This window comes from Microcoleus sp. AT3-D2, from assembly GCF_036705715.1.
Classification (GTDB): domain Bacteria; phylum Cyanobacteriota; class Cyanobacteriia; order Cyanobacteriales; family Microcoleaceae; genus Microcoleus.
Map to the genome: position 1 here is coordinate 159,549 of NZ_JAUBVE010000001.1, position 14,265 is coordinate 173,813.

Below are 14,265 nucleotides of genomic sequence, written 5' to 3' on the forward strand. Positions count from 1 at the left end.
CACCCATCGCAGATACTCAAAAAATTGTTCCGCAATCAGGGTTAATTGGTTTGGTGGGGGCGGGTTTATTAATATTTACATCATCAATTCCCAGAACTAAAAAACCCGCCCCCACCCATCGCAGATACTCAAAAAATTGTTCCGCAATCAGGGTTAATTGGTTTGGTGGGGGCGGGTTTATTAATATTTTGGATGTGAACCAAAGATTGTTGGTGAACCCGCCCCTACGAGATTTGGTAATACAAGGATAGCTCAAAAATACCAAGATTAGTTAAGGATTAACAGGTAAGCAAATGGTAAAAGTAGAACCAACACCCTCCTGACTTTTTACTGAAATATTGCCGCCCATCATGAGGCAAAAACGCTGGCTGATTGCCAGTCCCAAACCGGTGCCGCCGTACTTGCGGGTGGTGGAAGCGTCTGCTTGGGTAAAGGGTTGGAAAATGTGCTGCAACTGGTCGGGAGTCATCCCAATTCCTGTATCTGTACAATTAATAACTAAAAATTCTTTACTAGCAATTGAAGATTGATAACTTGCCACAGGTTCAGAAGTGTTTTCTGGTCTCGCTTCGCTGCTGTCGCCCGAAATTTTTTCGCGGCTGGCTGTGAGGGTAATTGTACCGTTTTGAGTGAATTTGGCGGCATTGCTCAGCAAATTCAATAAAATCTGCTGCACTTTGGTAATGTCACCGTGCATAGTGCCGATATTGCTAATTTGGTCTAAGTTTAGAGTGTTACCGTTTTTCTCAATTAGCGGCGCGGCAGTAGATGCTACTTCTTCAATCAAGGCGGCGATGTCGAAGGTTTCTAAGTAAAGATCCATGCGACCGGCTTCGATTTTAGAAATGTCGAGAATGTCGTTAATTAGCGATAGCAAGTGTCTGCCGGAAGTGCGAATTTTGTCTAAATCTGGGGTGAGTTCATCGTAACCCAATTCTGCGGTTTCTTCTTGGAGCATTTCGCTGTAGCCGATGATGGCATTCAGAGGTGTTCGCAGTTCGTGGCTCATGTTTGCCAAAAATGCGCTTTTTGCGGTGGAAGCGGCTTCGGCGGCTTCTAGGGCGAGTTGCAAGGCGGATTCAAAGACTTTTCGATCGCTAATATCCTCGACGCTGCCTTCATAGTAGAGTACCTTGCCGTCGGCGTCGCACACTGCACGGGCGCTTTCGGAAATCCAAATTACGCTGCCATCAACACGGTAAACTTGTGACTCAAACCCCGAAACTTCTCCGAATTCTTGCATCACCCGTATAAACTTGTCGCCCTGCTGAGGATTGACGTAAGCTTGCTGTCTGATGTTTGTGAGATTTGATGTCAATTCTTCAGGAGTGGCGTAGCCATAGATGCGGGCTAAAGCTGGATTTACGCTCAAGAAACGACCTTCGGGGGTTCTTTGAAAAATGCCTTCGACGGCATTTTCAAAGATGCTACGATATTTTTGTTCTGCTTGACGCAAAGCGCTTTGTGTACGATCGCGCTCGCTGGCTTCGATCGCCAATGATACCAAATCTGCCAGGGAAGCAGCAAAATTTTGTTCTTCTAATGTCCAGTTGCGAGCAGTTCCCACTTGTTCGATACAGATGACTCCGACTGTTTGTCCTCCCAGCCGCACCGGCGCATCTAAGGTTGATGTAGTACCCATTTGTGCAAAGTAAGATTCCACAAATTCTCTAGTTCTAACATCTGAGAGAGCGTCATCGGCTGCGATCGTCCGGTGTTCTTCCAAAGCTTTACAATAAGTTGGATAGTCTGCTGCTGTCAGTTCGGCACCTTGGGAATGCTGCTGGTTGCTGCTGCTAAATTGGTCGAGACATTGCAGTTTCGATCGGCTTTCGTCATACAACCACGCTGTGGCTCCTTCTGCATCTAGGGTATGAGTGGCCACTTCGGTGATTTGCCTCAAAGCTACTTGCAAATCGCCTCGATACAGCGCTTTATTTCTTGCCAATTCTACCAAAACCGTATTTTGTTTGAGCAATTGTTTTTGCCTTTGGCGTCGCGCCGATTCGGCTCGCTTCTGTTCGGTAATGTCGCGGGCTACCACAATGACGGATTCTTCTGAAAGCGGTGAAATGCTGGCGGCGAAACAAACTTCGCGGTCGTCAATGGTTAAATCGTACTCGATGCTGACAGTTTGCTGAGTATCTAAAGCTGCTCGGATGTGGTTGAGAAAATAGTCTGCTGTAGCTTGCGGCAACACCTCTCCGACTGTTTTGCCAAGTAATTCTTCGGTTGGTTTGTAAAGCAGAGAAAGATTTGTGGGCGCGATTTTTAAATAGCGACCGCTGGCGTCCACAACTATAATTAATTCGTTCATAGCTGCAAACAAAGCCCGCAATTCTGCTTCTGCGGCTTCGAGTTCGGCAGTCCGCTCTGCTACTCGCTGTTCTAAACTAGAGTTGGTTTGTTCAAGGGCAACAAAAGACGATCGCAATTGTCTAGCCATTTGATTGAAAGACTGAGCTAGGAGGCCGAGTTCGTTGATGCCTTTGACTTCGACTTCGCCGTCTAATTCGGAGGAGGTAAAGTCTGAGGATTCGGACATTTTTGTTAAAGCTTTGGAAGCTTCCAGCAATCGGATAATCGGTTTGACAACCCAGCGAGATGTGAAAATTCCGAGGACGATCGCCAGTACGAAGGCAAAAAAGCACAATAAGATAGTTGTGCGAGTGTTGGCGTTAATTTGCTCCATAAAGTCTGCTTCCGGGATTGCGACTACAATCAGCCAATCGAGGCCGCGGCCGTCTTGCAGGGGAGCAACGGTAATGAATTGACGTTTGCCGTCTATCTCGAAGGTAAACTGTCCTTGGCTGTCAATTTGTTTAAAACTACCAAATCGTTGTTGCAAGTATGTGGAAGACGATCGAATTAGCAAATTTTTGCTCTGTGTCGCCAACAGCCGTTTTTGTCCGTCTTGGCCGGTAACAAAGGGCAATTCGTCTGTGGAACTGGCGACTATTTCCCCGCTGCGTTCGATCGCAAAAACTTGTCCTGACCGGCTAATTTTGATGCTTTTAAGAAAATCGCTGATTTGAGAAAGAGTCAGGTCAATTGCCAGTACCCCCTGCAGGCTACCCGTTTGGCTGTAGATGGGCATCACCGGCGTAATGCCGAGCACTGGCGGTGCTGCGAAAACGTAGATAGGAGACCAAGTGGCTTTTCCTGACTGTTTGGCAGCTTTGTACCACGGTCTAGTACGTGGATCGTAGGGGACGGTTTTGATTAGCTCAGTGCGATTTCCTTGGCTATCTAGGCGATAAATTTGGCGGTTTGGAGCGGTTGATTCGTCTCTGATGTATACTAAGTGTTCTGCTTCTCGCTTGAGCAAGACGAATCTGCCCTGTTCGTCGCCATAGTAGATGGTTGTATTTCGATCGCTCAGCTTGGTCTGGTTCCACAAATAGCGCTCTAAGTTGGGGAGGTCTTCCGGGTCTAAGTTTCCAGAGGCGATCGCAGCAGTATTCATTTGCAGGAATAAATGAGACACATCCCCAAAACTGCGGAAATTTTCTTTCGTCCTCGCTGCAACTTCCAAGCTTAACCTCGTAGCAAGGTCATTGACGGCTTTCTGACCGTTGCGAAACGAAAGCCATCCAGTCACGCCGACTGCTACGGAGATTTGCACCACCAGCGGTATCAACAAGACTAGGCTCAGTGACATCTTGGGGGAGCTTTTCATCAGACAACTGCTTAGACTTTTCAATAACATCAATATTCTGACACCTACCAGGTTTGCCTATCGTTTGTCGCTTAAAAGAACCCTCGATATAAGTTACAACGTTGTACACACATAGTGAAGTGGAGTGGTCTGCCACTCAAAACGGGGCTGAGGTTTCCACCGCTACTCTAAAAACTTGTAATATTAATCATGCCATTACTTGCCTGAATGTGGCGATCGCTCTGCAGACTCCCGGTAAAAAAGCCACACCCCGTAAAAAAAGCAACTTTAGGCCCGTGCTCTCCACCCTGATTCTCATCAGTCATTGCCAATTATTCAATTTTTTAATCTACACTTTTAAATCTACAATAAGCTCACTTTCTCCGGGTGGGCATTGTCTTCCTTATGCCTGGTTAATAAAATTTTGATTTTAATTTTTTCTACAGTGCCAGGACAAATGTAAATTCTGTGACAATCGGGTGTTAAAAAATTTGCTATTAATAAGATAAGTCGCCAAAATCCTGTAGCGTAGCGGGGCGTAAGCCATCGACTACAAAGAGGATAATTGAAGCATCTGCATTTCACCAACGCCAGCAAAGTTAAGCGTTTTTGGCTTTTTTGGACGAGCGACATTTTGGCAAAACAATACCTCTGGAGGATGACATGAACTATACATTTGAAATCCTGGGCGTATCTCCAACTTTAACATTTTTTAACCAGCAGCAGGAATTGCTGAAACAACAGCAGCAGTCGGGTGTAGAATACTTGGGAAACTGGAAGTGTACTCTCGATGCGTTTGTGGCATCCGTAGAGACAGTTTCTCCTAACCGCGGCTGGGATGTCGATCGAGTTGTAGACACCGTGATTAGTTTCTGGATGAACAATTCCGATAGCATCCAGTATTGGAGACACAGGCTGCGGGATGCCGGCAGCGAAAACTTGTTAGTAGCCAGAGTAGGCGATATCAAGTCTTTGCAAGCCGCCTTTGAATCGCTGCTGGGCGAATAGAAAAATCGGGAATAGCGAAAAAGTCGATCGACTTTTTCGCAAAAATCAACTCAACTGTCTATTATTCATTCCCAATTCCCCTGATTCGCGACACAGAAGTCGCAGATATAAAATATCTGTTTCTTCCATCCTCCATCATCCACCTGCCATCTGCCTTGAACATCTGCCTTGAACATCTGCCTAATGACTAATGACTAATGACTAATGACTAATGACTAATGACTAATGACTAATGACTAATGACTAATGACTAATGACTGATTTCTTCACAATTCCCAAATATTATGTCTCGTTCCAAAGCCCTGCAATCTTATATTTTTCTCCGCTTGCTTCTGGCACCGCTAATGTTGTGGACAATCACCACAGCAGTATTTTTATTGTTGCGCGCCACTCCGGGCGACCCCATAGATGCCATTCTCGGCTCACGAGCTCCCGCAGCCGCCAAAGCAGCAATGCGAACCCAACTCGGCCTCGACGCACCCCTGTGGGAGCAATATTTAAAATACATGAAAGACTTATTCAGTCTGAACTTGGGAACCTCAATCACCACTCGCGGACAAACCGTGTGGCAAATTATCGGAGACTATTTCCCCGCTACAGTGGAATTAGCAGTTTGTAGCATGGCCATAGCTTTAATTGTCGGCATCAGTATCGGTTCCCTGGCAGCATCCCGCCCCAACACTATTTTCGATGCTGCAGGCCGTTTGTTTGGCATTATCACTTACTCGCTGCCGGCTTTTTGGGCTGGTATGGTTTTGCAATTGATTTTCGCAGTGCAGTTGGGCTGGTTTCCCTTGGGAACTCGCTTTCCCGTGACATTCCCCGCCCCCGAAGGCTACACAGGACTATACACTATTGACAGTCTCCTGAGCGCTAACCCTGCTCAGTTTCTCACATCTTTGCATTATTTGGCTCTTCCGAGTTTGACGTTGGGGATTCTTTTGAGCGGCATTTTCGAGCGGATTGTCAGAGTGAATCTCAAGCAAACTTTGCAAGCAGATTATGTGGAAGCAGCTAGAGCTAGAGGCATTCCCGAATTGCAGATTTTATGGGCTCACGCTCTGAAAAATGCGCTAATTCCGGTGATTACTGTCTTAGGATTGACTTTTGCTGCACTGTTGGGCGGTGCAATTTTAACAGAGGTTACTTTTTCTTGGCCGGGTTTGGCAAATCGCCTTTACGAAGCGATTAGCTTGCGGGATTATCCAACTGTTCAAGGTATTGTGGTGTTTTTTGCAGCAATTGTCGTAATTGCCAGCATTGTAATTGATATTTTGAATGCTTACGTTGACCCGCGAATTCGGTACTAAAAATCTTAAGGAAGAAGGGCAACGGATGCGCGACTGTTGCACTATCGGCTTTTTCTGCCTGTCCTTTGTGCCTGGGCCAGATGTTTTAGCCAGCGGTGGCCCTGTAGAAGCAGTTCTCAAAAAGATCGATCGGCTTTTAGAGTGACGACACTTGGCAGTTTATGGGCAATACTGGAGAAAATAAAATTATACATTTGAGGAAACGCTGATGAGATTATTGCGAACAATCGCCGCTCTATCGGCTGCCTTGACCCCATTGATGGCTGAAGCTGCCTTTAGCCGTCCCATGCCGGGAACAGCCGATTTTCCCAGAGCCTCAAACCCCCAAGTAAATGTGCCGATTTGCTTCATCGAAACTCCAAGCGGCACAACTTTTGATTTAGCCAGTTTGTGCGGCACCAACGCAGATCCCCAAAACACTGCTGCGGGCAATGCTCCTGCAAATAACCGCAATGCAGCCACTCCTCCGCCTCCTCCCCCGAACCCCAACGCCATCACCATCGATGGGGCCGGTACCCCGATAACTACTCCTGCAGGCACGGCAAATCCCAACAATCCCAACAATCTCACTCCGGGGACTTCGCCCGCAGGTACTCCCAATGCTAATCCGGGAACTTCGCCCGCAGCTACTCCCAATGCCAATCCGGGAACTTCACCGAGTACCAATCCCAATAATCTCAATCCGGGAAGTGCGCCCTATATCACTCCCAATAATCCCAGTCTGGGAACTTCGCCGAATACCAATCAGAATAATCTCAATCCGGGAACTTCGCCGAATACCAATCCCAATAATAGTGCGTCTCCCACGGGTGGAACGGCTGGTGACAGCAACAGCGATTTAGTTCCCAATCCCAATCTCAATCTTCCGAGAGTGCCGCCGAGTTCCTTTGGCCCTGGAGGTGTGGCACCGACTAGAGATGCGATTGATGGCCCCCGCCAGTAATCGGTGTAGTGTCAGAACTTTCTTCACAGAAACCGGGTTTCTCGGAAACGTTCTCTTTTTCAGGGATATTTCACCCGCGAGAAAGCCGGAATATTTATTTGCCTGCTTAATATTGATGTCAGGTGCGATCGGCATATTTTGTAGCAGAGTAGCCAAATAAAAGTTAAGCTAAGAACTTGTAGACGCTATCAGCCAAGCACTCTTTTAAAACTGGACAACCAGGTAGAAGCAGTGATAGATAGCTAGCTTTAATCCGTAACAGGATTAGTTATCAGCACAGGTTAAAATTATTACCAAGCGGGTGCTCGCCAGCTCCAAGTTCTCAAGCTAAACCATTCAACAAGCATATTTTTGTTAAGCCTGTGTGGTTGGGAAAGTGCCGGCTGATAACATTAGCAAGACAAAATTAACCCGATTATTCGGAGGCTCTTCATGAGCAAAATATTTGTTTTAATAAATTGGAACAAAATTGCTCTAGACCCGATCCTCTGCGTTGGCGTAGCCCCCGTAGGGGCGGGATTCGCTAACGCACTTGAGGAGGAAATCTAGTGTCAAACTTAGTTCAACGCTTAGAAATAACCGCTCATCCGCAACTAGAAAAATCCCTGGGCTATCGAGGAGATAGTCGCTGGGTAGCTTGGCGCTGGGAGCCCGACATCGACCAACTTATTTCCAGCGACGGCAAAACAGTCGGCACTGGCAATAATATGGCTTGGCTGGTGTTTTTGCAGCACGATTTAGTCGATCCTGCAGTACAAGAGTACAACCTCGGCGAGGGCGATCGCTACTGGCTGCTTTTAGACACCGCAACTAGAAATCTCTACGTCGGCGAAGGGAAAACAGTTCAAAGTCTGCTAGAACAGCCAGAAAGTTTAGGTTTATTGGCTTGTCTCGATGGTGGCAATGCCGATCGACAAACTGGTGAAACTTGGCAGCAAACGCTATCTCAACTAACAGCCAAACCAGTTGTTCGCAACCTCACAAATGCCCTTCCTTTCGGTATAGCGGCTGCTTTGATAGGTGCTTTAGGCATCGGCACCGGATTGTGGGTAGTGCCGGCGGTGCAGCAGAAACTAGCCGAAAAAGCAGCTTTTGTTTCCCCAATTAGTTCTGGCGCCAACTGCGGGCTTGGCGGTTCAGACGATTTTTCAGCTTATATCGGTTCGTCAAGCGGAAATAAAGAACTTCATTTAATAGGCGTTTACGAAGCCAATGCGGATCACAAGAACCGAGATTTGTCTAAAAGTGCGTTAGCGAAGCCCTCGGAGAGGATCGAAGTCAAAGTAGAACGCCGAAACAAGCCCATAATTCTCGCGCTTTCAGCCTACGAACCGGTGCAATGGAACATTACCGCAGAACCGGGCGCAGTAATCGAAAAAATCATTGTTAACGGATACCACAACCAAACTGTTTCAGGAGTTTCGGGAATTCCAATTGAAGAGCACAGCTACGAAGAAACCGGAGACAATCTCGGCGACTTTATCTACAACTGGGGTGCTAACCCTGACAGTTCCAATACTTCTTCCCTCGTGACTAAATTGGAACAGGGAAACCGCACCAGTTTAACTTCTTTTCAAGGATGCTACAGAGGTAAAAACTTTACTATTAATTGAGATCAGTTAGAGAGGGCAACAAGTTAGACAATTTTCGATTTTCGATTGGGAATAACTGATTCGATATGGTTTTGAAAGTTGTTACAGTTCCCTTCTTTTTTTTAACTGGTGTTAAAACCTATCCCTCTAAAATCACAAAACCCGCGTCGGCGGGTTTTTTATTGAGAGTTAAACTTATTTGCATCTCTATGGTATGATATCCGGTGGCGTGATCACCAATTCCCAATTCTCACAATACTAATAGATTTCTTATGAAATACTGGTACGAAACGCTCGCAGTAGCACAGCGAATTTTAATTGAATTAGGGAGGCGGCGGCGCAGCTTAGTCTTGTGGAGTATTTTTCCAGTTTCTATCTTGGTAATTAACGGTTTAATTTTAAAAGAACGCGCTAATCTCAGCACAGCAAAAGCCTTTGAAGTTGCTGCACCTGCAAGCTTAGTAGGAGCGGCTTTATTTTTTAGCTGTCTGGGTGGTAGCGTAGCAACAGTAGTAGCAGAGCGAGAACAGCATACCCTTAAACGCTTGTTTATTTCCCCGCTGAGCGGCACTTCCTACTTTTTAGGAATTTTCCTTGCTCACAGTTGTATCGGCATCGGTCAGGTAATTTTAGTATACACGATCGCCTCTTGTTTAGGAGCGCAATTTCAAGGCTCTATTTTGTTAGGATGTGCGATTATTCTGCTGAGTATTGTATCTTATGTAGGTGTAGGCTTTATTCTCGGCACCCAGTTTGCGAGGCGCACTGAAGATGTCAACTCGCTAGTAGCGGCTTTCGGCGTTCCTTTGTTGATTTTAGGAGGCGCATTTTTGCCTACTTCGCTGTTTCCCAAAAGTCTGCTGGATCTCGCCCAGTACAATCCAATTTATCACATGAACGAAGCGCTGATGGGCGTGTGGGCTGACGGCAAAGATTTGGCTGATATTTCCGAACACTTCTGGTATTTATTCATATTTTCTATTGCCATGATTGCAGGTGGATGGCTTTCTTACCGCAGGATGCTGAGAGTAGAAAGAAGACTTTAAAACTATCTCATTATGTCATAATATGGTTCAGTTAACACTGTTAATTTCCCGGAGATCCCCCTAAATCCCCCTTAAGAAGGGGGACGCAAGAGCAACTTCTTGTCCCCCCCTTTTTAAGGGGGGCTAGGGGGGATCGGTCTTATCTGAACCGTATTGCATTATGTCGTAATTATTCATCTCTCTCTCCTCTTCCTCTGCGCCCTCTGCGCTCTCTGCGGTTTAATCGTTCAGAAACAACCGTAAATATATAAAATAATACGGAGAATTAAAGCAGTGCTGCAAATAGAAAAGCTAAATAAGTCTTACGGCGAGCGTTCAGTGCTTAAAGATTTAACACTGCACATCCAAGCTGGAGAAATTTATGGTTTGCTGGGGCCAAACGGGGCGGGCAAAACTACAACTATCAATATTTTATGTAATTTGCTAAATGCCGACAGCGGTCAAGTTTCTATTAATGGCGAACCTGTTTCTGACTCTACAAAATCCTTAATCGGTGTAGCGCCCCAAGAAAATTTGCTTTACAAAAGCCTTAGCTGCGAAGAAAACCTCAACTTTTTTGCTCAAATTTACGGCTTAGAGCGCAAACAGCGGCGCTATCAAGTAAGACACTGTTTGAAAGCAGTTAATTTGACAGATAGAGCTACAAGCCCCGTGGAAACTTTGAGCGGAGGAATGCAGCGCCGTTTGAATATTGCGGTGGCTTTGGTTCACCAGCCTAAATTAGTAATTTTAGATGAACCGACAACGGGTTTAGATATTGAGGCTCGCTACGAAATTTGGGAGTTAATTCAGCGCTTACAATCGGAAGGAATTACAATTTTGCTGACCACTCACTTGTTGGATGAAGCTGAGCGGCTGTGTCACAGAATTGGGATTTTAAAGAATGGCAGTATTGTGGCTGAGGGCAGTTTGGAGGAGTTGCAAAAACTGATTCCTGCTCAAGAGATTATTGTGGTAAAAACCGATGAAGAAGCTGAAGTCATCGCCCGCGGTAAACAATACAGTTTCATCCCCCGCCGCTACGGTAGCGATTTGGCTTTTTGGCTGCCGGAACGTTTAGAATTAAAAGAGATTATTTTGCTGTTCGATGGAATTTCAATTGATTCAATCGCTCGGTATCCGGTGCGATTAGAACATATTTATGTCGAAGTGACTAAACAAACTGTATCCTAATCTGCGTCCATCCGCGTATATCCGCCACCATCTGCAGTAAAAATTCCAGAGTAATTAACAAAGGCGATGTCTAGATTCTAAAGATATCGTCAACCTTAATGCTGTCTGGCAAAATAGCCAATAAAATTCCGCTAAAACAAATAAACCCTCATACCCGCAGCCTCTGTTGGATGCCTAAATTATGTCCTCATGCCAAATATCCGACTTTTCCGACTTTACGATCCGACTTTTCCGACTTTACAGAGGCAGGAGCCCGAAGCAATTATAGAGATAGGGGAAAGCCAACCCACGATGTCTAGATTGTAAAGATATCGTAAACCTGGATGTTGTGTTGCGAAGTGTTAAATAAAAATCTGTTATGAAAGATATGTCTGTGGTATGATAGATTTAAGTTGCATCTAATGTTCTACAAACCCATTCCCCCACGAGGCCAGTGAAAGCCCACTTCATATCAGGACTACCCCGATCGGGATCTACTTTACTGGCAGCATTACTCCGGCAAAATCCCCGGTTTCACAGCGCTATGACTAGCCCAGTGGGGGGATTAGTGGAGAGAATGCTGGAAGCCATGAGCGAAGACAACGAATTTTCCGCGTTCATTTCCCCCGAACAAAAACGGGCGCTGATTATCAGCATCTTTTCGGCTTATTACCACCCGCAAGCCGACAAAGAAATTATCTTCGACACCAATCGCCTGTGGTGCAGCAAATTACCATTAATTCTCGAACTCTTTCCCGAAGCAAAAGTCATTTGCTGTGTCAGGAATATCGCCTGGATTATGGACAGCATCGAGATACTGATTCGGCGCAACGCCTTTGATGTTTCCCGGTTATTTAACAATCCAGCGGAACGGGCTACAGTCTACAGCCGCACCGAAGCATTAAGTCAAGGTTCGCGTTTAGTGGGTTATGCTTATAACGCTCTTAAAGAAGCATTTTATAGCGAACAAAGTGCATCTATTCTACTGGTAGACTACGAACTGTTAACCATAAACCCGACTAAAACAATGTCGCTAATTTATCAATTTCTGGGCGAAGAACTTTTCGAGCATGATTTCGAGAATGTTCAATATCACGAACCAGAATTCGATAAGAGACTACAAACAAAAGGATTGCATCAAGTGCGTGCCAAAGTCGAGTTTAAACCGAGAAAAACAATTTTACCCCCCGATTTGTTCGAGCGGTTTGATGGCTTGTCATTTTGGACAGATGCCGCAAACAGCCGCGCCAGCGCCATTGTCGCGAAAGCCAAATAAACCTCTCGCCCCTTGTTAAGCAGAGCTGTTTGGAATCGTTGTTTCGGGGTAGGGAAACCGCACCGTGCCATTGGTGACAACTTAAGACTAAAACCCTTGAGAAATCTCGTTTATATCCGAGTCCAGATCCCCCTAAATCCCCCTTAAGAAGGGGGACTTTGAGAAGACTCCGGTTCGCCCCGGATAGTCGGGGGACTTTGAGAAGACTCCGATTCCCCCATTAAGAAAGGAGGACTTTGAGAAGACTCCGATTCCCCCCTTAAGAAAGGAGGACTTCGATCCATTTCCGGTCCCCCCCTTCTTAAGGGGGGCTAGGGGGGATCTAGATTTAATAATCAAACAGCAATCTCTGACTGGGTTTGACCTTAAGTAGACACAAACGGGCACGGTGCGGTGTCCTCCGTTGCTTGGATATGACTAATGAGTTCTTCAGTCCTCATAGCGAGGACTTAAGCTTTGAGGCGGGGGTTTCAACCCCTGCCGGAATTGAATGTAAACCATAAATCTCAAGAATTTTAGCAATTATGAACGTACCAACCATGAACAAGCAAATTATTTTCGTAGACTCTTCCGTACAAGATTATCAAAGCCTAATTCAAAACATCGATGCCGCTCAAATTTTCATTTAAAATGAAAATTTGAGCGGCATCGAACAAATTACTAATGCCTTAGCCAATCAAAAAGATATTGAATCTGTACACATCCTTTCTCACGGTAGCGAAGGCAGTTTAAAACTCGGTGCAGATGTACTGAATGGGAATGATATAGAAAATTTCAACACCCAGCTAAAACAGTGGGGAAATGCCTTAACTGAAAATGGCGATATCCTATTATATGGCTGCGACCTAGCCGCCGGGGAAACTGGCAAGAATTTTGTCAAGCGATTGAGTGAACTCACAGGTGGAGATGTCGCCGCATCTAACGACTTAACTGGAAATCAAGCATTAGGTGGCGACTGGGATTTAGAAATAGTAACAGGCGAGATAGAAGCCGCCGTGCCGTTTAATCAGGAGGCGATGAAAGATTATGAATATACACTAGCTAACTTTGATGTCACGGTAGCAACAGATGATGGCACCGGCACTGTAGCAGGCACATTGAGCAAGGCCATTTTAGATGCGAATGCCGCCGCCGGCGATGACAGCATTACTATCCAAACAAATGTCCGATTTACAGGAACTCCTAATGTTCCCATTAACAGCAATATTGCCTTTATTGGTGGCGGTTTCACCGTAAGCGGGGATATCAATAACAACAGCACCAATGATGCGGGTGATGTTCGCCCCTTCTTGGTCAATTCGGGAATCGTCAGTTTCTCCAACATGACCATTTCGGGGGGGCGTGCCCAAGGTGGTAATGGCGGAACTGGTGATACTGCGGGTGGTGCTGCTGCCGGCATGGGTGGCGGTTTGTTCATTTATAACGGCACGGTTGCACTTAATAATACTGCGTTTGCTGGCAATCAGGCAATTGGCGGTAACGGTGGCACTGACGCTTTCCTCTACAGTGGTGGGGGTGGCGGTGGCTTTGGCGGTGGCGGTGCCAATGGTATTCTGTTTGGTCCTGGCGGCAACGGCGGTGCGGGGGGCATCTTTGGCGGTACTGGCGGTGCGGGTGGCGGTACGGGGGGCGGTACGGGAGGCTTCGGCGGCGGCGGCGGTGGCAGCGCGGGCGGTACTGGCGGCGCGGGCGGCGCGGGCGGATTTGGTGGTGGTGGCGGCGCGAGCGGCGTTGGTCCCGGCAATGGGGGCGCGGGTGGCTATGGCGGTGGTGGTGGCAGCAGCCGCTATGCTACCGTCGGTATTGGCGGTTTCGGGGGTGGCAATGCCACAACATTTAGTGGGGCTGCTGTCAGCGGCGGTGGCGGTGCCGGTTTAGGCGGTGCTATCTTCATCCGCCAAGGCTCTTTAACCCTGAATAGCGCCACTTTCAACAACAACTCAGCCACCGGCGGCACGGGTGGCAACACAGGTCAAGGTAAAGGTGGGGCAATATTTGCCATGCAGTCCATCAATGCTGACCCGGTTAATGGCAGTACCCAAGGAATGCCCACTGTGCTACCTACTGTCACCTCATTTGGAGCCACCTTCACCGGCAACAGCGCCCCCGACCAAGCTGGCACTCCAGGTGCTAACACTCCCGCCAACGGTGTCGGCAATAGCCAAGACAATAACGATGTTTACGGTACGATTTTAGGCAACCCCGTCAACCTCTCTGTCAGCAGTAACGCAGGCACCGAAGCCGGAACCACCGCCATCACCGTCACCGCCACCGCATCTC

The 14,265-nt window shown here is 46.9% G+C and carries 10 protein-coding genes; 9 read left to right on the forward strand and 1 reads right to left on the reverse strand.

What is annotated here, in order from left to right; translation table 11 throughout:
• On the forward strand, positions 1-251 hold a 251-nt coding region (locus tag QUB44_RS00615), incomplete at its 5' end, for a hypothetical protein (RefSeq protein ID WP_333361814.1).
• Positions 252-271: 20 nt separating this feature from the next.
• Here QUB44_RS00615 and QUB44_RS00620 read toward each other — a convergent pair.
• Complete coding sequence (locus tag QUB44_RS00620; protein ID WP_333361817.1) at positions 272-3,661, reverse strand: PAS domain S-box protein; 3,390 nt, start codon at positions 3,659-3,661, stop codon at positions 272-274.
• Between the two features lie 660 nt (positions 3,662-4,321).
• On the opposite strand from QUB44_RS00620, the gene QUB44_RS00625 reads away from it, so the two are divergent.
• From QUB44_RS00625 to QUB44_RS00660, 8 genes are all read left to right on the forward strand, one after another.
• Positions 4,322-4,666, forward strand: a complete 345-nt coding sequence (locus QUB44_RS00625) for a hypothetical protein (RefSeq protein WP_333361820.1) — start codon at positions 4,322-4,324, stop codon at positions 4,664-4,666.
• Between the two features lie 284 nt (positions 4,667-4,950).
• Positions 4,951-5,976 (forward strand): ABC transporter permease, encoded by a 1,026-nt coding sequence (locus tag QUB44_RS00630; RefSeq protein WP_333361823.1) that lies wholly within the window; start codon positions 4,951-4,953, stop codon positions 5,974-5,976.
• 208 nt (positions 5,977-6,184) lie between these two features.
• Positions 6,185-6,919 carry a hypothetical protein gene (locus QUB44_RS00635; protein ID WP_333361826.1) on the forward strand — a complete coding sequence of 245 codons (735 nt, stop codon included), beginning with the start codon at positions 6,185-6,187 and terminating at the stop codon, positions 6,917-6,919.
• Positions 6,920-7,467: 548 nt separating this feature from the next.
• Positions 7,468-8,532 carry a hypothetical protein gene (locus QUB44_RS00640; RefSeq protein ID WP_333361829.1) on the forward strand — a complete coding sequence of 355 codons (1,065 nt, stop codon included), beginning with the start codon at positions 7,468-7,470 and terminating at the stop codon, positions 8,530-8,532.
• 251 nt (positions 8,533-8,783) lie between these two features.
• Positions 8,784-9,557 carry an ABC transporter permease gene (locus QUB44_RS00645; protein ID WP_333361831.1) on the forward strand — a complete coding sequence of 258 codons (774 nt, stop codon included), beginning with the start codon at positions 8,784-8,786 and terminating at the stop codon, positions 9,555-9,557.
• A gap of 273 nt (positions 9,558-9,830) precedes the next feature.
• Positions 9,831-10,730, forward strand: a complete 900-nt coding sequence (locus QUB44_RS00650) for an ABC transporter ATP-binding protein (RefSeq protein WP_333361834.1) — start codon at positions 9,831-9,833, stop codon at positions 10,728-10,730.
• 433 nt (positions 10,731-11,163) lie between these two features.
• On the forward strand, positions 11,164-11,985 hold the full coding sequence (locus tag QUB44_RS00655) for a sulfotransferase (protein WP_333361837.1): 822 nt from the start codon (positions 11,164-11,166) through the stop codon (positions 11,983-11,985).
• A 638-nt stretch (positions 11,986-12,623) separates the two neighbouring features.
• On the forward strand, positions 12,624-14,265 hold a 1,642-nt coding region (locus tag QUB44_RS00660; protein WP_333361840.1), incomplete at its 3' end, for a DUF4347 domain-containing protein.

Excerpts from the sequence above, each read along its gene's own strand:
- QUB44_RS00620 (WP_333361817.1), bottom strand. The coding sequence starts at position 3,661 with ATGTCACTGAGCCTAGTCTTGTTGATACCGCTGGTGGTGCAAATCTCC.
- QUB44_RS00625 (WP_333361820.1), top strand. The coding sequence starts at position 4,322 with ATGAACTATACATTTGAAATCCTGGGCGTATCTCCAACTTTAACATTT.
- QUB44_RS00630 (WP_333361823.1), top strand. The coding sequence starts at position 4,951 with ATGTCTCGTTCCAAAGCCCTGCAATCTTATATTTTTCTCCGCTTGCTT.
- QUB44_RS00635 (WP_333361826.1), top strand. The coding sequence starts at position 6,185 with ATGAGATTATTGCGAACAATCGCCGCTCTATCGGCTGCCTTGACCCCA.
- QUB44_RS00645 (WP_333361831.1), top strand. The coding sequence starts at position 8,784 with ATGAAATACTGGTACGAAACGCTCGCAGTAGCACAGCGAATTTTAATT.